This window comes from Fibrobacter sp. UBA2449 (genome assembly GCF_002342555.1).
GTDB lineage: Bacteria > Fibrobacterota > Fibrobacteria > Fibrobacterales > Fibrobacteraceae > Fibrobacter.
On record NZ_DDQF01000015.1, the window covers coordinates 119,012 to 141,678 of the forward strand.

Annotated in this window: 16 protein-coding genes; 2 read left to right on the plus strand and 14 right to left on the minus strand. The window is 55.5% G+C overall.

Annotated features, from left to right (window positions below; translation table 11 throughout):
- Positions 1-11 precede the first annotated feature (11 nt).
- The 10 genes from B4B27_RS09825 to rfbA all read right to left on the minus strand — a co-directional run bounded on the left by B4B27_RS09825 (position 12) and on the right by rfbA (position 11,486).
- Entirely contained in the window at positions 12-1,976 is a 1,965-nt protein-coding gene (locus B4B27_RS09825) for a GTP-binding protein (RefSeq protein ID WP_290726107.1), read from the minus strand.
- A gap of 70 nt (positions 1,977-2,046) precedes the next feature.
- Positions 2,047-2,964, minus strand: a complete 918-nt coding sequence (locus B4B27_RS09830; protein WP_290726110.1) for a hypothetical protein — start codon at positions 2,962-2,964, stop codon at positions 2,047-2,049.
- 121 nt (positions 2,965-3,085) lie between these two features.
- A complete protein-coding gene (locus B4B27_RS09835) occupies positions 3,086-3,754 on the minus strand; it encodes a fibrobacter succinogenes major paralogous domain-containing protein (protein ID WP_290726112.1) in 669 nt (222 codons plus the stop codon).
- 26 nt (positions 3,755-3,780) lie between these two features.
- Positions 3,781-4,440, minus strand: coding sequence for a TatD family nuclease-associated radical SAM protein (locus tag B4B27_RS09840; protein WP_173381133.1), 660 nt, complete (start codon positions 4,438-4,440; stop codon positions 3,781-3,783).
- Positions 4,441-4,451: 11 nt separating this feature from the next.
- The gene (locus B4B27_RS09845; RefSeq protein WP_290726114.1) at positions 4,452-5,282 is read right to left on the minus strand and encodes a pyridoxamine kinase; all 831 of its coding nucleotides are present in this window, start codon (positions 5,280-5,282) and stop codon (positions 4,452-4,454) included.
- Between the two features lie 20 nt (positions 5,283-5,302).
- Positions 5,303-6,550: a cytosine permease gene (locus B4B27_RS09850; protein WP_290726116.1), complete on the minus strand. Its 1,248-nt coding sequence runs from the start codon at positions 6,548-6,550 to the stop codon at positions 5,303-5,305.
- A 140-nt stretch (positions 6,551-6,690) separates the two neighbouring features.
- Positions 6,691-6,909, minus strand: coding sequence for a hypothetical protein (locus B4B27_RS09855; RefSeq protein ID WP_290726118.1), 219 nt, complete (start codon positions 6,907-6,909; stop codon positions 6,691-6,693).
- Positions 6,902-8,290 (minus strand): DNA methylase, encoded by a 1,389-nt coding sequence (locus tag B4B27_RS09860; protein WP_290726120.1) that lies wholly within the window; start codon positions 8,288-8,290, stop codon positions 6,902-6,904. The genes B4B27_RS09855 and B4B27_RS09860 overlap by 8 nt, the downstream gene beginning before the upstream one ends.
- Before the next feature lie 78 nt (positions 8,291-8,368).
- Entirely contained in the window at positions 8,369-10,432 is a 2,064-nt protein-coding gene (locus B4B27_RS09865; RefSeq protein WP_290726122.1) for a family 43 glycosylhydrolase, read from the minus strand.
- 166 nt (positions 10,433-10,598) lie between these two features.
- Positions 10,599-11,486, minus strand: coding sequence for a glucose-1-phosphate thymidylyltransferase RfbA (rfbA, locus tag B4B27_RS09870; RefSeq protein ID WP_290726124.1), 888 nt, complete (start codon positions 11,484-11,486; stop codon positions 10,599-10,601).
- 78 nt (positions 11,487-11,564) lie between these two features.
- Here rfbA and B4B27_RS09875 point away from each other — a divergent pair, with 78 nt between their 5' ends.
- The gene (locus tag B4B27_RS09875; RefSeq protein WP_290726126.1) at positions 11,565-14,183 is read left to right on the plus strand and encodes a DEAD/DEAH box helicase; all 2,619 of its coding nucleotides are present in this window, start codon (positions 11,565-11,567) and stop codon (positions 14,181-14,183) included.
- Between the two features lie 18 nt (positions 14,184-14,201).
- Positions 14,202-14,921 (plus strand): 2-C-methyl-D-erythritol 4-phosphate cytidylyltransferase, encoded by a 720-nt coding sequence (gene ispD / locus B4B27_RS09880; RefSeq protein WP_290726128.1) that lies wholly within the window; start codon positions 14,202-14,204, stop codon positions 14,919-14,921.
- A gap of 62 nt (positions 14,922-14,983) precedes the next feature.
- Here the strand turns inward: ispD and B4B27_RS09885 are convergent, their stop codons facing one another.
- From B4B27_RS09885 to B4B27_RS09900, 4 genes are all read right to left on the minus strand, one after another.
- Complete coding sequence (locus B4B27_RS09885; protein ID WP_290726130.1) at positions 14,984-16,459, minus strand: SO_0444 family Cu/Zn efflux transporter; 1,476 nt, start codon at positions 16,457-16,459, stop codon at positions 14,984-14,986.
- Positions 16,460-16,461: 2 nt separating this feature from the next.
- Positions 16,462-16,761 carry an ArsR/SmtB family transcription factor gene (locus B4B27_RS09890; protein WP_290726132.1) on the minus strand — a complete coding sequence of 100 codons (300 nt, stop codon included), beginning with the start codon at positions 16,759-16,761 and terminating at the stop codon, positions 16,462-16,464.
- A 143-nt stretch (positions 16,762-16,904) separates the two neighbouring features.
- Positions 16,905-19,874 carry a glycosyl hydrolase family 95 catalytic domain-containing protein gene (locus B4B27_RS09895; protein WP_290726134.1) on the minus strand — a complete coding sequence of 990 codons (2,970 nt, stop codon included), beginning with the start codon at positions 19,872-19,874 and terminating at the stop codon, positions 16,905-16,907.
- A gap of 13 nt (positions 19,875-19,887) precedes the next feature.
- The gene (locus B4B27_RS09900; RefSeq protein ID WP_290726136.1) at positions 19,888-22,503 is read right to left on the minus strand and encodes a carbohydrate-binding protein; all 2,616 of its coding nucleotides are present in this window, start codon (positions 22,501-22,503) and stop codon (positions 19,888-19,890) included.
- Positions 22,504-22,667 lie beyond the last annotated feature (164 nt).

The window sequence follows — 22,667 nt, forward strand, 5'->3', positions numbered from 1 at the left end:
CTAAATATATATCAAACCGTCGCAGGCTTGTAACCAAGCAGTTTCATGCTGTAGAGCGCAGTGCCCTTGCTGATGCTGCGCACGCCGGTAGCGTAACCGAAGATTTTCCGCAGCGGCACATCCGCCTTCAAGAAGTGTATCTTGCCATCACCGCCGATTTCCTTCACCTTGCCGTCGCGGGCCTGGATATCGCCGGTGACAAGACCCGCAAAGTTCACGGGGCATTCCAGCGAAAGTTCCATGATGGGCTCGTAAAGTTCCACATCGGCAGGCTTGATTAGCTTGGTCACTGCATCGGCACACGCCTTCTTGATCATGGGCGGCAAGGCCCCCTCGGTCCATGTAAATTCATGGACTTCGAAGCAAACACCGACAAGGGCTCCCTTGCCAAGGATTCCCACCTCGGTTGATTCCAGGAGAGCCGAACGGACGCCCGCCAGAATTTCGCGGGGAGCCGTCTCCAAAAATTCGGCGGAAAGGCGGATATCATGCGCATCACCTTCGAGCGGCGTCGCCGAAAGCTTGATCGAAATCTTGTGCGGGCCAAGCTGGAAAGTATTTTCGACAGGGCCCACGTTACGGCACAGGCGCTCCTGCCAGCGGACTTCGGGGCTACCTGCTTTGACTTCACAACCGAATTCGCGCTTGAGGCGGGCAAGCAACACATCGAGCTGCACCTCGCCCACGGTATGCAGGTACCAGAATCCGCCATCGTCCTTCTGCACGCGGAAACTGGGATCCATGCGGCCAAGCGTATTGAGGCTCTTTTCCACATGGTGGTAGTCCTCGGAACCGAGGCATTCCACGCGCGTCTGCAAAAGCGGCTGGTACTTGTCGCGGATGGAGGTCGGCATGTCATCGTCGGACGCCGCTTCGGCCTGCGGCGAGGGCGAAGTGCCATCCGCATAGATGACCTGTCCGAGTTCTGTCTCGAACGGGGTGCGCATCGCGTAAATATCGCCCGAACGGATTTCGTCGACAGGCTGCAGCAAGTTCGCCTTGAGGCGCGAGAACTCAAAACCCGCGGGCCACGCCTTGCGCTCCATGTCGGCATGGCTGCGGAACAGCGAAATTTCGCCCACGCCCTTGAAATAGCGCAAGCGAATCACCTGTCCGAGTTCGCCATCGGCAAATACGGGCGGTTCGGGCAAGAAGAAAGAAAGCGCTGTGACAAGGCTCCGCACGCCGTAGCCTTCCATTGCAGAACCCGCATAGCAGAGCGCATAATCATCGCTATTGGCAAGCGCCTTGAGGCCTCGCAGCAGCGTCTTGGGCGGAACGCGTTTACCATCAACGGCAAGCTTCAGCACCTCGTCGTCGAAATTGCTCGCGAACTCGGACGCTTCGACATAATGTTTTTTGAGTTCCTGAGAACCGTCCCATCCGTCTTCGACATTCCAGCCGTCATCGACCACTTCCTCGCCCGTTTCCGAATGGACGAGTCTGCTCTGGCTGAGCACATCGAGCACCCCCGACATGCGACCGTTCTCGTATTGCGGAAGCGTCATCAGCACCGGACGCACGCCCAGGATTTCTTCGATGTTGATGAGAGTTTCGTCAAGCGAATAGTCGGGATTGTCGAGCTTGTTCACGAACAGGATGGTCCGCACTCCCGCCTCGCGCAACTTTTTGAAAGCGGCGACCGTCTGCGTTTCGACCCCGCTTGCCGCACTCACCACGAGCACGGCGCCTTCCACGGCCGAGAGCGCCATGTCGACTTCGGCACCGAAATCCACATGCCCCGGCGTATCGATAAAGTTGAACCAGATGTTCTTCCACTCGAAGTGCGCGACTCCGCTCTCGATGGTGATGCCGCGTTCCTTTTCTTCGGGCATGTAGTCCATCGTGGCAAGGCCCTCTTCGACCTTTCCCGGCCTGCGCACCTCGCCCGCCGCAAACAATATACGCTCGGAAAGGGTCGTCTTTCCGGCATCGACATGCGCGAGTATAGCAATGTTGCGGACAGATTGCGGCATCGTTTCAAATCTAACAAAAAAAGAGATTCCCCATTCCGGGGAATCCCTTTATCAAGCTTTGCCGTTTAGACTACTTGCGGATCTTCTTCGACATCTTGTTGAGGAACTTGGCAAATTCCTTGCCGCTCCTCTTTTCGACCTTCTTGCCCTTGAAGAGCGGGGCGTCCATGTAGAAGTCGTCGAGGAGGTTGTCGAGGCAGCGGAGGCTCTCGGTTTCGAGGCTGTAGCTGTAATCGTTCATGTCGAAGCGGAGGCCCGGTTCGGCTTCTGCGTCAATCAGGAAGTCATCGTAAGCGGCCTTGCAGTCATCTTCATAGAAGGCGAAACGGAGCGTTTCGGTGATGTCACACTTGTTGCCTTCGAACGAAATGGAGTAAGAAACGGAGGTCGGCTTGTTGGACACGAGCTTGATATCTACGCCAGCAGCAGTGACCGTATTGCAGTTGTAACTTACCTGGTCATTTGCATTGATCTTGAGGAAGTCCATGATTTCGTCAGCGAAATCGAGATCTTCGACAGGGCATTCCGTGTTGATGAAGCCTACGCTGGCATAGGTGTCGTAGCCGATAACGAAACCGCTGATGGCATCCTTGTTAATCTGGTCGGCCTGGTAGATACGGCCTGCCGGATACGGATTGCTCATGTCGGCATCATAGTACATGCCGAAGCTTGCAGCACCAATCATCATTTCGAGAGAGTCACGAGAGGGGTAATCATAGAAGGTGACGACATATTCCTTCTGATTGTCGGCCTTCCAGACGAGTTCATAATTCTCTTCCTTACAGGTCGAGGAATAAACTGTTGCCTGACCAGCACCGTCAGACCAAGTGTAGGCCATCAGGTCCTTGATATAGTAATCCTTGGGAAGCTGACCAAGAGATACCGGAGTGTCAGAGGGTTCGCTAATTTCGGTGTTATCCGTTACCGTAATTTCACAGCCTGCGCAAAGCAGGAGGGATCCAAGGAGGGGGAAAAGTTTTTTCTTCATATGTTCTTCCTTTTTTGTGTGTTTCCATAAAAATAAATAAAAAAAGAAACATTGCGATGCTTTAACCCAAAAAACGTTGTAAAAGCGATTGAAATTTTACAATAAAGCAAGGAAAAACGCTCTATTTGACGCAACGCACCGAAAAACCGAAAACTTTTGATTTCGAAGTGTAGCCGAAGGCCATCGACTTGTTCGTGAGGTACCAAACGCGGGCTTCGCCCTGCCCGATATCTTCCAGAGCATCATCCGAGCTCCAGAAAAAGGCAAACTTGGCAAGGTTGCCGTAGGTGGCGTCGTCAAAGCGATTGCCGGCAGGCATGGCACCGAACTTGAGCGTATCGTTGCCGTTGGTGTCGCCCTTCCATCCATAGTTTGTCTTGAGCAGGTAGCCCGCATTGTAGTCGCCACCGGCTGCGTTCCAGAGGCTCTCGAAATCTTCGTGCTTCGGCAGGCGGAAACCGGAAGGGCACGCACTGCGGGCGGCATCCCACGTGTAGAGGCGGCCATACGCCATGCAGTTGTTGTCGTCGTCATCGAGGCAGTAGCTGCCTTCGGACTCGAAATTCAAGTTGTCGCCGAACCAGGTGCGGTCGCCAATTTTCACGAGGCGGTAAGTCTGCTTGTCGCGCGGGTCCTTGAACTCGAGCGCCTTGGATTTAGAGGCCGTTTTCGCGGGCTTCGACTTTGCGGACGATGCTTTTGCTGGTTTAGATTTTGCGCCGGACTTCGCCGCAAACGAATTCGTGCAGGCAAGCGCCACCGCCAAACACATTACAATCAAACGCAACATCAGCATTCTCCGCACCAGGTTAGCATTTACTCCTCGAACGGACGCACGCGTAGCGTGACGCCGAGTTCATCGCACAGTTTGCGGCAAATCTCGATCTTTTCTTCGGGCATCACCTTCTCGACGACGGTCATGACGACGTTCTTCACGTGGGCCTTCGCTAGCACGGCGAATTCCTTGAGCGCATCGTAAGACTTGATGCCGAACTTGGAGCGCGTGAGTGCGAGGAATTCTTCGGCGTTGGGGGCGTTCAGCGAAATGGATACTGTGTCGAAGCGACCTTCGAGTTCGGGCGTGATATCCTTGCCGTGGATCAGGTTCGCAAGGCCGTTCGTGTTCACACGCACCTTGAGCTTCGGGTACTTCGCCTTGAGCCTGTCAATCACCTCGCACACGTCGTGCAGGCGTTCAAGCGGTTCGCCGAACCCGCAAAAAACAAGGTCGTTGATTGCGTTCAGGTCGTATGCGTCGAAAATTTCCATCACGCGCTCGACGCTCGGTTCACCTTCCTTGAGCCAGAGCGAATTGCCTTCCATCATCTTCTTCGTCTGGCGCAGGCAAAACACGCAACTGCACGGGCAACGGTTCGTCATGTTCACGTAGATGTTCTTGCCAGCAATGTCGCCGCTGTTCGCGATATCCAAATAGCCGGCCTGGCCGACTTTTCCTGTCACGGTATAAACTATCATTTGGCCCCCCTTTAATCTTCTATGAGGTCGCGAAGGTACATCTCGACGCTCAGGCCCCAGTGTTCGGGAACATTATTTTGTACACAATATTCAATACACTTGGACGCGAATTCGGCAGCCTTCTTCACCGACTCGTAAAAATCGTGGCCGTTCAGGTACATGCCCGCAATCACTGCGCTTATCACGTCGCCTGTGCCACTGCGGTCGCCGCCGATGCGGTCGGCCATCACGATTTTAGCCTCTTCGCCCTTGCTGTACACGTAGTTCATGATCTGCTTGCTGCTGTAGCGAATTCCCGTCACCACGATGTGTTCGGGGCCCTGTTCGGCAAGCGTCCTGCACATGTTCTCGATTTCGGCGGGAGAGAGTTTCCCGTCGCGGTAATCGGAACCTGTAAGCGAGCAGAGTTCGGTGAGGTTCGGCGTGAGGATGTCGGCGTAATGCACGAGCGCGCGCATCTTTTCGCAAAGTTCCGGCGTGTACGTGGTGTAGAGCCTGCCGTAGTCGCCCATCACCGGGTCGACCAGCGTGAACACGCCCTTCTTCTTGAAAGTCCTGATGAAGTCGATGACGATGTCCACCTGTTCCTCGGAGCCGAGGAACCCCGTCGCGATGGCGTCAAAACTCATGTCCAGGTCCTTGTAGGTCTGGATGTAGTCGCGCATTTTGGAGGTGTAATCGTCAAAGAAATACTTGGGGAACTGCGTATGCGTAGAAAGTATTGCCGTGGGTACCGCGACCGCCTGGATTTTCATGGCCGAGATGACGGGAGCCATGACGGCAACCGAGCAGCGGCCGAATCCGGTGATATCGTTGATGAGGGCAATCTTCTTCTGTGGCATAGCGAGTTATAATTTAGAAATTATTGCCTGCCATGGATGCCGCGGAATAGCACGCGTGCATAGGCAAATACGGCCGATACGATAACGGCGAGGAGTGTGGGGCCGAGCGGCACGGAATCAAGGTGCTCGGCGACCTGATAGACAATGAAACCCGCAAGCCAAGAGAAAAGGTTCCAGAGCCAGAATCCGAGAGATGCGGCGCGTGCGCTGTTTTCGCGGGCATCGACTGCGCCAACCTTCCCGAAGTAGAACGAGACGAGCAACACGGCTGCCATGGGCGCGAATACCGAGGCAATCAGGTAGAGGAAGCTGATGTAGTGTTCCATGATTCCCGAGATGGCGAGGACCGCACTCAGGAGGCTCACGATAACGCCTGCAATCTTCGGGTTGATTTTGCCGTAAATCGCCTTTGAGGATTCGCCTGCGGAATTGGCCGCGAGGAAGTTCGTCGTGACGGTAGAGAGCACCACGATGATGATGCCCGGGATGCCGAGGCCTGCAAGGAGGATGGCCTGCGCGATGTTGTTGTTCGCACCGATGCCCGCAATTTCGATGCCGAGAATGTACATCCAGAGGCTTGCGAACGTGTATGCAGCAGCTGAAACCGCGGTCGCCTTCACGGGCTTTTCTACGTCCTTCGAGTAGTCCGAAATCACCGGCAGCCAGGAAATGGGCATGGCGATGGAAATCTCGAAGATATTCCAGAAGCCGAGTAACGCTACGGAACCCGCGGCGGCCCCGGCGGCAGCGCCGGCGACGGTCGTGCTATCGACGCCATTGAGCCCGAACAGCTTGACAGAAAGAATCGCAAGCAAAACCGCAAGCGCCGCCATCACGACCGTCGTCACGTTCGCGGAACGCTTGAGCCCGACAAACACCCAGATGGCGATAAGCACCGCAAGAATGACGCACGTAAGCGGGAAAGAAATAGGCAGGTTGAGCCCCGCCAAGGCCGAAGCGCCCTGCGCGTTCAGCACGGCCACCCACGCGAGCAGCTGGAAAACGTTCAGCGCGGCAAAAAACTTGGAGCCGTACTTACCGAAGGCGGAGGCGGTCGTTTCCATCGCGTTCACACGCACGCGCGCACCGATGAGGCCCACGAAAAAGAGCAGGATGCCGCCCAGCACATGGCCGAGGATTAGCGGGAGCCACAAGGAATCGCGTGCAGCCGCGGCACCGATTTCGATGCCCGCCTCGATTTCGGAAACAGAAATGGCGACACCGAACCAGATGATTCCATTCGAAAACAAGCCTGTACGTTTTTCCATAAAACGCCTCCATGTAGTTTAAAAGACGGCGCAAAAATAGAAATGCGGCCCCCGCATTACAAGGCCCCGCGACAATACTACTTTCTTATGCCAAACTATAAATTTTAACTATATCAATAGCCTTTTCACTATCTGTAAAATCACGCGCCAAAATCGTCATCGTAGCCAAACTCGTTTTCCACTGCATCCTGTTTCTTTTCGGCAGTCGCATCAAGCGCTTCCGCATGCCCGCGGAGAGCAGCGAAAGGATGAAAAATCTTTGCTCGGTCAACCACGGCCATACGCGGATGCTTCATGAGGAAGTTCCAATCGTCGCGCGGATACGGCAAGTTTATTATGTCGCTGTAGTCGTCACGCACGATGTCCTCCAATCTGCCCGTTCCGCTCGATGGTGGTAGCCCCCTCCTGCAAATCCATGCCCTTCACGATGGCGTTCTTGCCAAAGCGCTTCTTGATGAGCAGTTCCGCCTTCAGGCGCTTCTTTTCGCGCTGTTGTTTTTGCACGTCGGTAAACAGATCGTACTGTTCGTAGCTCGCATCCACAATGTCCGTCGCTACAAGGTTCAGGCGTCGCACAGTCAGTTCCGGGTTCACGATGCGGTCAAAGAGTTTCATTACAGCTTCCGCCATCACGGCCTGCGAACTCGTGTAGTAGCCGATATTCGCCGTCCCGTGAGCAGGCTTCGGGATTGTCCGTCCGTAGAAATCCACTACGGTCTCGCCGCGGTAAATTCCCTTGTCCACATTTTCGCGGTCGTAACCCACAGTAAGCACCATGGCATTTGTCACCAGGTCGTGCGAAACCAGCGCCATCGAGACTGTATCGACCATCTCGCGCACCACGAGCCTCGCCTTGTCAAAAGGGTACGGGTCCTGCAGCACCTGGCCCTCGCCGGTACTGCGACTCCGGGGGTTCGCCTTCTTGATGTCGGCAATCGTGCAGGGTTCGTAACCCCAGGCATGGTCTATCAATATCTCCGCATTCACACCGAGCATCTTGTAAAGTGCATCGGGATTCTTGACGCTCACACGGGCGATATCGCCCATCGTACGGATTCCACGCCCACCATTCAAGTAGCACTTTTCCAAGCGAGCAGCAATCCCACGGCCCACCTGCCAAAAGCTCGTTATCGGCTGGTGAGACCACAGCTGCCTGCGGTAACTCATCTCGTCGAGTTCCGCGATGCGCACGCCATCTTCATCAGCTTCCACATGCTTCGCCATGATATCCATCGCGACCTTGCACAAGTAAAGGTTCGTGCCTATCCCGCCTGTCGCCGTAATGCCCGTAGTCGTGAACACATCCTGTATAATCGTCTTCACCAGTTCGCGCGCCGGTTTCTTATACAACTTAAGGTAGCGTGTCAAGTCCAAGAAACATTCGTCAATGGAATAAGCGTGGATATCCTCGGCGCTCACGTATTTCAGATAAACGTTGTAAACCCTCGTGGAAAACTCCACGTACTTGGCCATCTGCGGTTTTGCAATGATAAATTCTATCTTCTCGCCCGTCTTGCGTTCGACTTCACGAACCTTCTGGTTCACCTCGAAAAGGCGGGCGCGCCCGGGAATCCCGTAGGCCTTCAAGGCTGGCGTCACCGCAAGGCAAATCGTCTTCTCGGTACGGCTCTCGTCGGCCACCACGAGTTTCGCCTTCAACGGGTCAATACCCCGGAGGATACATTCCACCGAAGCAAAGAACGACTTGAGGTCTATGGCTGCATAAGTTCGCGATTGCACGATGAAAATATAGGAAGCGACGGATAAAAAAAGACACCCCGCTATCGCTAGCGGGGCGCCATCCGTTATAAAAGACCTTTACTTCACCATCACGCGAAGGGGCCTGGAATGGTCGACACCGCGCATGATATAGATGCCGTTCGCAAAGCCCGCCTGCTTGAGGGTTGCGGAGAGGTCCGCACCCGCATTATCGATATGGCCGAGGAACTTGCCCATCGCGCTGAACACGTTATAGGCAGACGGATGCTGGGGAGCAACACGAATCTCCTGACCGAGAGCCACCGTATTCGGATCGGTAAACTGAATCCAGTCCACGTTCAGGTAGGCACCCGTAATCAGGAGCTTGAGCACATGTTCGCCCTTCTTGAGTTCCGCGGAGCCCACGTCAATTACCTTATACGTAGTCCACACGGAATCGACCTTCGGGGCAACCACCGATTCGGTGATTTCCTTGTCGTCAATGAACAGCTGCATCGCAGATGTTTCGAATGCGGTCGCCACATTCGCGGTGATATCGTACTTGGCATCGGCAGCGACATTGATGGTGTATTCGACCCATTCGCCGTCATTGGTGTAACCGATGGCATAGCCCGTGCAGGCAGCGTCTCCGCACTTGGAATCGCTAATGTCGACCACGTCGACTTCGTCTTCGCGGTAGGCCTTGCCCTGGTTTTCGCGGTCGTTGTCGTAGAAGGCCTTGTTGTGGCCGCCTTCGTCGTAGTTTTCAGCCTCGATCTTGCCCGGAATTGTCGCAGGCTTATCGTTGTAAGCCGTCTGCGGAACGGCAGTCTTTTCGCTTTCCATGTACCAGTAGTCGAAATCGAACCCGCCCTGCTTTACCACAAAGAACAAGTCGTCGACGCCGGCGGCATCGGTCACATCGAAGGTATGTTCTTCCCAAGCTGAACTTGCAGGGATATTCATGGATGCAAGGAGAGCGCCGTTTTCGGAACCGGCATGGAGTTCAAGCTTACCGCCGTTACCCCTGGTGCAAACGATAATGCGGTCGGCACCGTCGCCCATGTCAACAGAACGCACCTTCGTATAGAATCCGCTGTTCATCTTGGTGAGGAACACATTGCCGTATTCGGCACCGACATGCTCGATGATGGTGTAACCGCCCGACGTATTGACAGTCATGCCGCCAACCCAGGCCTTGGTTTCGGCTTCCACGCGCACGAACGGGTCAAGGTTCTTGATGGGCTTCACGACGCCATTGTTGGTGGCGCGGATAGTGGGAATGGTACCGTCGGCATTCCAGGTGAATTCCTCGATGGCGGTAGAACGGCTGTAGCCGCCGCCCTTCACGTTCTTCTGGTTATGGTAGAAGAAGAAGCTGCGGCCCTTAAAGTCGACAATGCCGGAGTGGACGGTGAACGCGGCACCCGGTTCGCTACTCGGCATAATGACGCCCTTGTAAGTCCAGGGGCCCGTCGGAGAATCGCTCCAGGAATAGTCAATGGATTCTGGAATGCCACCGGCAGCGTAAATCATGTAATACTTCTTGCCGCGCTTGTGAATCCACGGGCCTTCGGTATACTTGCCGTTAAAGGTGCTCATATCGGAGACCTTGATTTCGCTTGCGCATTCAATCATATTCTCCTTGAGGGGGCAGTAATAGAGCTTCGGGTTACCCCAGTAGAGCCAAGCCTGGCCATCGTCGTCAATAAATACGGTGGGGTCGATGTAGTCCCAGTTGGGGCCCGCCAAGTGCTTGCCGTTCAGGGCATCCTTGAAGGGGCCTTCCTTCTTGTCGGACACGGCTACGTTGACGGCGCGGCCGCCGCGGGTGGATTCCACGGTCACGTAATAATAGTACTTGCCATTGCGGCGAATGCATTGGGACGCCCAGTCACCGTTCTTCTTGGCAGAACCGTTAAAGTCACCCGCTTCCAAAATGAGGGTATTCATATCGGTCCAGTTCACCATATCCGTGGTGCACGATACGCGCCAGCCGTGCATCGTGAAGAAACTTCCGCCCTCGTCGTTACCGGAATAGGTGCAAAGCGTATCGCCAAACACCACAGGCGCCGGGTCCGGAGAATAGTATGTCTGGATAAGCGGGTTTTCGGCCATGGCCGAGGTGCAGAGCCCGAAACCAATGAAGGTAGCAGCAATTTTTGCAGTCTTAGCGAACTTCATGTTACATCCCTTTCGCCCCGAGAGGCATTTATATAACTCACCACTCTAAAATTATCCACAAATCATGAAAAAATTCCATGCGAAAAGCATGTTCGCATGGATAAGTTGTCAATAGCCAAACTGGCGATTTTGGTCAAAAAAGCGGGATTTTTACTTCAAATTTGGCCTAGTAACGGATTTTCCCTTCGGCGACCTTGCGCAGGTGCTGGCCGTAGGGGGATTTTCCGTACTTGGCGGCAGACTCGAGCAACTTTTCCTTGCTGATCCAGCCGTTCACGTAGGCAATCTCTTCCACTGCGGAAATCTGGATGCCCTGGCGGTTCTCGATCATCTTCACGAACTCGCCCGCTTCGATCAGGCTGTCCATCGTGCCGGTATCGAGCCAGGCAAAGCCGCGGCCCAGGAGTTTCACGTCGAGTTCTCCCCTGTCGAGGTACGTCTTGTTCAAGTCGGTAATCTCGAGTTCCCCGCGGGCGCTCGGCTTCTGGGCCTTCGCAAATCCGCTCACGCGGTTGTCGTAGAAGTAGAGGCCCGTAATCGCGTAGTTGCTCTTGGGTTCCTTCGGCTTCTCTTCCACAGAAATTACTTTACCTGCATTGTCGAATTCCACCACGCCAAAACGTTCCGGGTCTTCCACGTAATAACCGAATACGCTCGCGCGGCCGTTCTCCTCGGCGTTTTTCACCGCAGCCTTCAGAAGCGGGCTGAAGCCGTTGCCGTAGAAGATGTTGTCGCCCAGCACCATCGCGCAGCAGTCGTTACCGATAAATTCCTCGCCCAGGATAAACGCCTGTGCAAGGCCATCGGGGCTCGGCTGCACCTTGTAACTGAGGCTCAGGCCCATTGCAGAACCGTCGCCCAGCAGGCGCTCGAAATTCGGCAAATCCGTCGGCGTCGAGATGATGAGGATTTCGCGGATGCCCGCAAGCATCAAGGTCGAAAGCGGGTAGTAGATCATGGGCTTGTCGTAGACCGGCAAGAGCTGCTTGCTGGTGACCATGGTCAGCGGGTAGAGCCTTGTGCCGGAGCCTCCGGCGAGAACGATTCCTTTCATGCTAGGTTCCTTTTATTTTTTCAAAATAATAGAAATCTTAAAATTACAGCCGGGACAAAAGAACTATCTTTGCGCATTATGGCAGAGCAAAACAAGGCCACACTCAAGGATTTCATTGCAAGATTCGCCACAAAATCGGCAGGAGGCCGCACCGCGCCCGCTTCCGAGGACATCCTGGAAGCATTCATGGAATGGGCGCAGTCCCGCGGGACCACGCTCTACCCCGCGCAGGAAGAGGCCATCCTCGAACTTCTGGACGACAAGAACGTTATCCTGAACACGCCCACAGGTTCGGGCAAGTCGATGGTCGCCCTCGCGCTCCATTTCGACAGCATCGCGCACGGACGCAAAAGCGTGTACACCTGCCCCATCAAGGCGCTCGTGAACGAGAAGTGGATGGCACTCTGCAGGGAATTCGGGCCCGAGAACGTGGGGCTTTCTACCGGCGACGCGACTGTGAACCGCGACGCCCCCATCCTGTGCTGCACCGCAGAAATTTTAAGCAACATGGCGCTCTGCGAAGGCGAGAAACTCACGATTACCGATATAGTGATGGACGAATTCCACTACTATTCCGACCGCGAGCGCGGCGTCGCCTGGCAAATACCGCTCCTGACGCTCCCGCAGTCTCGATTTCTCCTGATGAGCGCGACCGTCGGCGCAACTGAATTTTTCGAACGCGAGATGACGAAGCATACCGGCAGGCAGTCGGTCACCGTCCGTTCCTCGCAGAGGCCCGTCCCGCTCGATTTCAGCTACAGCACCACAGAGATTTCGACCGAGGTGCAGAAGCTCGTGAACGAGGGCAAGGCACCCGTATATGTAGTTCACTTTACTCAGGCGGCTGCGGCAAGCAATGCGCAGAACTTTATGAGTCTCGACCTCTGCACCAAGGAAGAGAAGGTCAAGATAAACGAAGCCATCAAGGAAGTGCGGTTCTCTAGCCCCTACGGTCCCGATGTCAAGCGTTGGCTCAAGCAGGGGATTGGCCTGCACCACGCGGGGCTACTCCCCAAGTACCGCATCCTCTGCGAAAAGCTCGCACAGCAAGGCTTACTGAAAGTCATCTGCGGCACCGACACGCTCGGCGTGGGCGTGAACGTCCCTATCCGCACGGTACTCTTCACGCAGCTCTGCAAGTACAGCGGCGACAAGACCGCGATATTAACCGCACGCGACTTCCACCAGATTGCAGGCCGCGCAGGGCGCAAGGGATTCGACAACATCGGATACGTGGTGGCGCAGGCTCCCGAGCACGTAATCGAGAACCTGAAACTCGAGGCGAAGAGCCGCCAGACAGGGAAGAAGTTCCAGAAGCGCAAACCGCCCGAGCACGGCTACGTCCCCTTTGATGAGAGCACATACAAACGCCTGATTGATGCGCAGCCCGAACCGCTTACCTCGAGCTTCCGCGTAGACCACGGGATGCTCCTGAATATCCTGAGCCGCGAGACCGACGGCTGCAAGGCGATGCGTACGCTCATCAAGGACTGCCACGAGAGCACAGCGAGCAAGAAACAGCTGCAGCACCGTTCCTTCCAGCTTTTCCGAAGCCTGGTGGAAAAGAACATCGTGGAGTTCGTGAAGCCCGTAGCCGAAGGCTACAGCCACCTGCGCGTGAACATGGACCTGCAGGACGACTTCGCGATGAACCAGCCGCTCTCGCTCTACCTGGTAGATACGCTCCCGAAACTCGACAGCGAAAGCCCGGAATACGCGCTCGACGTAATTACGTTGTGCGAAAGCATCGTAGAGAACCCGGAGGCGATTCTTCGCATCCAGCAGAACAAGGCCCGCACGGCAAGGCTCGACGAACTCAAGGCGCAGGGCATGGAATACAACCAGCGCATGGAAGAAATCGAGAAGGTCGAGTACCCCAAGCCGCTCCGCGAGTTTATCTACAGCACGTACAACGAGTTTGCGGAACAGCACCCGTGGGTCGACGTGAACGTGGAACCCAAGAGCATCGTGCGCGAGATGTTCGAGAACTTCAGCACCTTCAGCGGCTACGTGAAGCAGTACGGCCTGCAGCGCATGGAAGCGATTTTGCTCCGGCACCTCAACTACGTATATAAGGTTTTGAGCCAGACGGTGCCCGACGGCTACAAGAATGACGAACTCCACGAGATGGAAGACTACCTCGGCGACATGATACGCCGCACCGACTCGAGCCTGCTGGAGGAATGGGAAAAGATGGCCCACCCCGAGGACTACCAGAAGCGACTGGAATCAGGCACTGCAGAAGACGAGGCAGAGAGGGCCTTCGGTGCTGACAAGGCCGCAGCCGACATCACCTACGACAAGAAACGATTCTTAGGCATGGTGCGCCAGCGCATCTTCCAGATTATGGGCAACCTCGCGAAGCAGGATTTTGCCGCGGTTCTCGACAGCCTCGCCGACGACCTGGAAGAGGGCCAGATGCTCGTGGACGGCGAAGGCAAGCCGTGGACCGAGCCGATGCTCACCGAGATTATGGCCGCCTACACGGCAGAGCACCACAAGTTCCGTCTCGATGTGGAAGGTCGCGCACTCGCCCACACCATCGTGACCTACGAGGGCGACGTGATGCACATACAGCAGATGCTGCAGGACGAGGAAGAATTCAACGACTGGAGCATCGACTTCGAGATAAACCTCGCCGACAGCCGCGAAGCCGGAATCCCGCTCCTGAAAATGCTACGCATCGGCGAAGCGTAATTTTATATCTTTACCGACATGCAGAACTTGAAAGGCAGATTCGCGGCAGTCCTCCCCGCAGGGGGACTCGGCAAACGCATGGGCGGCAACATTCCCAAGCAGCTGATGCTCCTGGGCGGCAAGCCCGTCTACCGCTACAGCCTCGAGACTTTCCTCGAGATGGAAGAAATCGCAGAAGTCGTGATGGCCGTACCCTCCGACTGGAAGGATCATTTCGAAAAGGAAATTTTCAACAGCGAACACTCCGGCAAGCTCGGCGAACTTATTGCCTGCAAAATGAAGATTGTCGTGGGCGGTGCGGAGCGCTGGCAGTCCGTCGAGAACGGCGTGAACGCACTTACAAGCAACGCGGAATTCGTTCTGGTCCACGACGTGGCACGCCCCTTCGTGAGCAGGGAAATCATCCGCGACGTGTGCGAGACGCTTCTAACCAAGGGCAGCTGCCTTGTTGCAAAGCCCGCCGTCGATACCATCAAGATTGCTAAAGACGGGCGCGTCGAATCCACCATCGACCGCAATACCGTCTGGATGGCACAGACCCCGCAGGCAGCCTCCATCGCGCTACTGAAAAGGCTCTACGCGCGCATTGCCGCAGAGCCCCTGAACTTCACGCCCACCGACGAGGCGAGCATCCTAGAATATTTTGGCGAGAGCGTCTACATCGTGAAGGGCAACGCCGCGAACGACAAGCTCACCACGCCCGAAGACTTCGAGATTTTCGCAAGCCGCGCGAAGTAATTTAAGCGTCTTTCCGCACGAAACAGATTCTCGTCATGCCCGGCCTGGTCGGGCATCTTTTTCTAAACCTTCCCGCCGAACTCAAAACCCGCTTCTTCAACGGCCTTCCTGAGCGCCGTCTCATCGACATCGTGTACGTCGTGCCACTCCACGCGAAGTTCCTTCTTCGAGACATCGGCCTCGGCAGATTCCACACCGTCTAGCGCACGAACCGCCTTCTCGACACACGCCTTGCAGTGGCTGCAGCTCATGCCGTTCACGCGGTAAGTCACGTGAACGCATTCATCGCATTCCTCTTCGTGGTCGTGGCAGCAGTTTCCTTCGTGGTCATGGCCGCACCCGCAATGTCCACCATGTTCGTGCCCACAGCCGCAGCCCTTGTGTCCGAACTTCGCGTAAATCATGAATGCAGCGAGCAGGCCCGCACATACATAGTCAAACACGCCAAGCGCACCATGCCCGTGACATTCCGCAGAGCCATGCGGGAGCATCGCCGCAAGGAACGTGTCCATGAAGAACGTATCGACAATCAGCCCGAAGCCAATCGCGCCGACCGCAATCGAGACAAGGTATGCCACGAGAGTCCGCTTGCCAAACGCCTTCCCTACCACAAGCATCGAGGCGATACTCGTCGCAGGGCCCGCCATGAGCAGCACGAGGGCCGCCCCCGGAGTAATTCCCTTCGCCACGAGCGCAAGCGCAAGCGGAATGGAACCCGTCGCACACGTGTACATCGGCATCGCGAGCATGAGAACGGCAAGCATACAGAGCAGCGGATATTCACGCAGGGCAAGGAAGAGCTCGTTCGGGACAAACGCCGAAATCAAGGCGCCCAGCAAGAGGCCAATGAGCAGCCACTTGCTCACGTCGCCCACCATGTTCACGAGCCCGTAGCGGAATGTCTCCACAACCTTCTGGCCAAAAGCCATGTGGTGCACATCGCGCGATTCGCAACCGCAGCCATGTTCGCCACACCCGCAATGATCGTGATGGTCGTGGTCATCGTGGTCATGGTCCTCCTCGCAGTGGCCGCAACCGCAGTGGTGATCGGTATCGCAGTCGTCAAAGTCGATAGTTTCGGGGTGAGCCTCACCTTGCGCCGCAGCATCTTCCCCGCGAGACACGATGTTCGTGAGCACGCCTCCGAAAAGCGCCGTCACGAATGCCGCAATCGGGCGCAAAATCGCAAACGGGAGCCCGAGCAGCGAATACGTCGCGAGGATAGAATCCACACCCGTCGCAGGCGTCGAAATGAGGAAGCTCACGCTCGCCCCCTTGCTCGCCCCCTCCTTCCGGAGAGCAATCGACGTGGGAATCACGCCGCAACTGCAAATCGGGAGCGGCACACCGAACAGGGCCGCCCACAGCACCGACATGAAATTCGATTTGGAAATCTTGGGAACGTACAGATGGTTCGGCACCCACACGTGCAAAATGCCCGCAAGCAAGAAACCGAGCAGCAGGAACGGCGCCATCTCGGAAAACAGCGTGATAAACTCGTGTACAAAGACCTTAAAGATATCGACGAAGGAATCCATGTCTACTTTCCCTTCTTGTGGAGAATGTGTGTGAGGCCCGTATTGAAAATGAGCCCGATATGTTCGTCATCGAGCGAATAGAAAATTTTGCGACCTTCGCGGCGCGGCTTCACGAGATTCGCCGTGCGGAGGATGCGCAGCTGGTGGCTTACCACCGACTGTTCGAGGTTCAATTTTTCGGCAATCTCGTTCACCGAAATTTCACCCGAAAGCATCAGGTGGATGATGCGGATGCGCGTGGTATCGCCAAAAAACTTGAAGAATTCAGAAAGTTCGAAAAGGGTATCGAGAGACACGTCCATCTTTTGGATTCCCGTAACAGCATCGTGACAATGAGTTTTGTTTTTAATACATGAACAGTTATTCATATTTTCATATATACATTTTAAACGACGGTTTGTCAAGAGACAAACCGCCCTTTTTCTAAAAAATTTTCTATTTCTGCCTAAAAAGCGTGAATTTTTAGCGTTTTTTGCAGATTTCCGCTGGTAACGACAGCAATGTAGGTGCCCTGGAGCAGACGACCGTTCTTGCCGAATTCAACAAGCCCATCACCGCTACCCCGGCTTTTTGCGACCAGATTCCCGTTAGCCGTATACAGGCGCACTTCGAAATCCCCGTTCGACTGCACCATCAGAGCCACGGGCGCTCGCGCCATCCGCACCGGACGCACATCAAGCGTCGTGGCAACCCGGCGCGTCGCCGGTACCGCATCCGTCCCCTTCGCAATGCTGAACCAGTCAAAATTCAAGAGGTAAGTGCTTTCGCCGGAGTAATTGAAACGGAGTTTCTGTTCGCCCTTTTCAAGCGCGATTGTCGTCGAAGTTTCATACCAGTCGTTCCAGCCCTTCGTCTTTTCGGGGTCTACCGTAAGCGTCGCAAGCACCTTGCCGGTAGAATCGACCACCGTAACGGTAGATTTCGCTTCGGCGGCAGATGCCACGCGGGCCGTAAGCGTGTAGGCGCCAGCAGTCGGGACCTTTACCAGGTATTCGCTGAAATCACCGTCGTTGATCCAGCCAAGGTTCGGCTCGCCCGATTCGTCATCCTCAATCTGCACGCCGTCCATCGCGATGTAGCTTTCGGCCTGAATCTTGCCCGGAACCGTTACCGGTTCGAACGGCTGGTTCGTGAGCTTGAGGTTACCATCGAATTCATAAATCTTGCCGGGGACCGTCGTGGTCGTGAACTTGTTGGAGCCGTTCACCAGGTTGAGCGTCTGGCCCACATCGGACTTGATGGCGACATACGTGAGCTTGCCGCCCTTCCAGGCCATGGAATCAATCTCGAAACCGCCGCGGGCACGAATGCCCTTGATGCTACCGTCTTTCCACTGCGAAGGCAATGCCGGCAACAAGTTGATTCTGCCGTTATGGCTCTGCATAAGCATCTCGTTCACGCCCGAGACCGCACCGAAGTTGCCGTCAATCTGGAACGGCGGATGCGCATCGAAGAGGTTGTTGTAAGTCTTGTTTGGCGTGAGGAGCATGCGGATCATCGTGTATGCGTGATCGCCATCGTGCATGCGGGCCCAGAAGTTGATTTTCCACGCAAGAGACCAGCCGGTCGCATCGTCGCCGCGCTGTTTCAGCGTAACTCCAGCACCCTTGATCAAGTCGGGAGTTTCTTCGGGCGTAATCTGCGCGCTCGGGAAAAGGCCGTACAGGTGCGAAATATGGCGGTTCTTGTTGTTCGGGTCGTCCCAGTCCTGCAACCATTCCGTAATCTGGCCGTACTTGCCCGTCTTTGTGGGCGGGAGCCTCTTGACGGTCGCCTCCATCTTGGCACGAACATCCTCGTCGACGCCAAGAATCTTGGACGCCTCGATGGTGTAGTTCAACACGTCGCGAATAATCTGGTTATCCATCGTGGGGCCAAAGCAGACGTTGTAACCGCCGTGGTCGTTTTCCGGAGAATCGCTCGGAGCGGTCACCAGGTACTTGTGGCCAGTCTCAGGTTCTTCCACAAGGCTGTTCACGAAGAAGAGCGCCGCCCCCTTCATGGTGGAGTAAACGTCCTGGAGGTAAGCCTTGTCCGTCGGGTTGAACAGGAAATGTTCCCAGAGGTGCGTGCTGAGCCAGCCTGCGCCAGAGGGCCACAGGCCCCATGCGCCGTCAATCGGGGCGGTACGGTTCCAGAGGTCGGTATTGTGGTGTTCCACCCAGCCCTCGTCTACGCCCCAATGCACCTTCGCGGTCTTTTCGCCCTGCGGGACCATACTCTTGATCTTGTCGATGAGCGGCCACACACACTCGCCGAGGTTCGCCGTCTCTACCGGCCAGTAGTTCATTTCGAGGTTGATGTTGGTCGTGTACTTGCTGCCCCAAACCGGGTTCGTGTCCTTGTTCCAGATGCCCTGCAGGTTTGCAGGCTGGCCGCCCTTGCGCGAACTCGCAATCAGCAGATAGCGACCATACTGGTAATGCAGTTCTACGAGCGAGGGGTCGTTCGTGGAATTGAAATTCTTCACGCGGGTGCTGGTAATGTCGCCTGCGCTCGCGTCGGCAGTACCCAGGTCGATACTCACGCGGTTGAAAATCGTCTGGTAGTCCTTCAGGTGCGCCGCAAGCAGGTCGTCGTAAGACTTGCCCTTCACCTTGCTCATGAGGCTTGCCGCGATGGCGCCCGGGTCGCCGCTCACGTCGTTATACGCCTTGAAGTTTGTCGCAATCGTAAGCACAAGCATCGCGGAATTCGCGCCCTGCACATTGATATTCCCGTTAGAGACGGAAACCGTACCGCCATCGGCCACCACGTTCAGACGGTTCTGGAACTTGATGGAATTGACCGTTACGTCGTAAATGAGCGTGTTCCCGCTATTCGACATCTTGTTGTTGCGATGTGGAGTTGTCATGGTCGCCCCGAAGCTCACCGAGCCGCTTTTGTCTGCAGACAAACGAACAACAATCACGTGGTCCGGATAGCTCGCGAAATATTCGCGCGTGTATTTTACGCCGCCCGCCGTATAGGTAGTCTTTGCAAGGGCCGTCTTGAGGTCAAGTTCGCGGCGGTAATTCGTGGCCCCCGAATGCGACGTGGTAATCACGAGGTCACCCACCGGCTGGAAGCTTGCCGGGCCGGGACCAATCATGTAGTTCGACACGATGGATTCGGCAGTCCTGTAGTCGCCGCGGAACATGGCGTCGCGGGCATCCTTCAGGTGGTTTGCCGCGCCCTGCTTGTTGTTGTCGCCCGGGCCGCCCGACCAGACCGTACTCTCGTTGAGCCCGATAATATCCTTCGTGACGCCACCGTAGATGATGCCGCCCATGTAGCCGTTGCCGATGGGGAGAGCGTTCGTGAATTCGCCAGCCGCATCGCTGTTGTACCAGAGGGTAAGCGGGTTATCCGCCGACGCGAAAGTTAGCGAGGATACACAGGCGAAAGCGCCCAGCATTACTCCAAACGATTTCATAGTTAACCTGCTTTCACTTGACCGTATTTATTTTAATGGCCTTCTTGCTATCGAGACCGCGGACCACATAGATGCCGGGGTTCACTCCCTTCGCGGAGAGAGCCGCCTTGATGCCGCCCAGCGCCTCTACGCCTTCGATTCTACAGACAAACTTGCCGTCCATGCCGAACACGTCGTAGCCGCGTTCGCCGAGGCCCAGGCGCATATCCGTCTGGCGAATGGGAGAAAGTTCCTCGGCAGTGAGCGCAAACTTTATCCAGTCCAGATTCACATAGCTTCCCGTAAACTGAATACGGAGAACGTGGTCACCCTTCGCAAGTTCAGTAGTCTCGCCGTCGATTGTGGCATAAGTATTCCAGTCTTCGCCCTGCGGCACAGGTATCGTATCCGAAACCGCCTTGCCGTCGAGGAACAACTGGAAACTGCCGCCTTCGAGCCCGGTCGCCACGTTTGCGCGGAACACGTACTTGCTCGCCATCACCACGTTCACGCTGTATTCGAGCCATTCACCCGCCTGCGTGTAACCGATGGCATAACCCATGCAGTCCTGCGTCATCGCGGAATCGGCACAACCGAATCCCACCACGTCCACGCCGTCTTCGCGGTAGGTGTTACCCTCGTTCACGAAGTCCTTGTCGCTATACGAAACGCTCTGACCACCCACATCGTAGTCTTCGGCCTGGATGATACCCGGAACACTCATCACGGCCTTGAACGCGGCCTGCGTCACGGTGTTGCTGAAGTCAGCGAGCGGAATTTCCTTGATGTCGCGGATGTACCGGAATTCCTTCTCGATACCGGCATTGTTCACGACATTTTCGCTGTAGTAGTTACCGTCCTGTTGCAACGTATTCTGGCCGGCCTGGTTCTGACCCACGCCCGAGGGAGAATTCTTGAACACGTTTTCTTTCACGGTAAAGCCGCTGGAACCTTCGTCCAGGTAAATGGGCACGTTCCAGTAGTCGGCCCACTTGGAGGTTCCATTGTCGTGGATATAGTTGTGCTGGATTTCGCTGCCGGTTCCCTGGTTACTCAAAGTGTAAATCGGGCCGGAGTCGCAAAGCAGGCGGGCAATATGGTGAATCTCGTTCCAGTTCACATGGTTGTTAGTCATGGCGGTCTGAGCCTTTGTCCAGCCAAAGCCGATGGAAATGCCGGAGTAATACGTGTAAGAGACTTCGTTATGCTCAATCACCACATAGCGCGGGTAACCGGCGCCAATACCTACGGCACCCTGATGCTCGTTCGTCACGTTGGTGACCAGGTTGTTCTTGACCGTATCGCGGGTGCTGATTTCGTCCTTGTCGCTGGGATTATAGGCGATGTGGATTTCGGTGGTAGAATCCTGATAGAACTTGCCGAGCATAATGCCCGCAGCGCCGATTTCGAAGAAGGCGTTGCCCTGAATCATGTCGTCATTGGTGCCGGAGACAAAGTCGAGGCCCGTAGCCGCAATCTGCGAGAACACGTTACCCTGCACCAAGAAATGATGCGCATTTTCGACGCGGAAAGCCGCATCGGGGCGCCACAGCAAGTACTTGTTGCTGTTCAGCTTTTCCCAGTTTCCGCGGCTCGGATCCGGCAGAACGTCAACATTGAAGTTCGCAGCCTGTAAATCCAGGAAGCCTTCTTCGCTGGGGCGTGTAAAGTTGGAATGGGCGAAGGTCAGGCCTTCGAAAGACATGTAGCCCACCTTGTTCTTGGTATCTTTACCCAAGACGCTGAACAAGGTATTGAGACGGGGCGCAACCACGTTTGCGGTAGCCATGCTTTCTCCGGAACGGGGCTTGTAGTAAAGCACGTGTTCCTTTTCGTCCAGGTACCATTCACCCGGAGCGTCAATCAAGTCGTAGGAATTTTCGAGATAGAAAACCTGCTGCTTGGGCGGATTGCTCGCGAAAGCGGTGCCGAGCATCGGGTAAGCGCGGTGGAACAGCTTGGTGCGTTCAGGGTCCTTGGGGATGAGCTTTGCCGTACCGCCGTTTACTTGAGCCTTTTCAAGACGCAGGATGTTTTCGGACCAGGCGATCATCAAGTGGATTTCGACATCCTCGATGTTCTTGATATTCTTGACGTAGTCGGCAGAGACATCGAAGGCGCGGCCCGAAGAGTCCACCTTCGTGAGGCGCACGAAATCGTGGTCGAAACCGCCATTGCCCTTTTCATTTGCGGCAATCACGTTGGGGAAGCATGCGCGAACCGCCTTGCGGTTGTTCACATAAAGCTGGCGAAAACGGCCTTCGACGCCTTCGGCTTTCCAGATGTTGTTCGCCTCGTCGTGCAGAGTCCAGCCCGTAATGGGCATACCGCCGGTAATCAGCGGGCGTTCGCCTTCGTAGGCTTTATAACGCACGTAGTGGCCGTCCTTACCGCCGTCGCGCTCATCAAATGCAATGGTTGCGGGGAGCGCGTAGGTGCCTTCGCGAAGAATGACTTCGATGTCACCCGTCATGGTGCCGTTAATAGCGCGCACGGCCTTTTGGGCCTGCGTAATCGTCTTGAAGGGTTCGGCTTCCGTACCCTTGTTCGAATCGTTGCCCGAGGGGGCCACATAGAAGGTTGCCTGCGTCGCGGCAAGAGACATGCCCGACATCACCAAACAGAAGGATAGTAACGACTTCGTTCCCATAATTTCCTCTTTTTCCCGTTTTTACACCAACAATATCATCCCTTACCCAAAAATACCCCCTAAAAGCCCGATTTTTCACCCTAATAAAGGAGTTTGCATGGATAAGATGTCCACAATTCCCCAAAATTTTGCAAAAAAGAGAGTTTCCTATAACATTTTTCTTC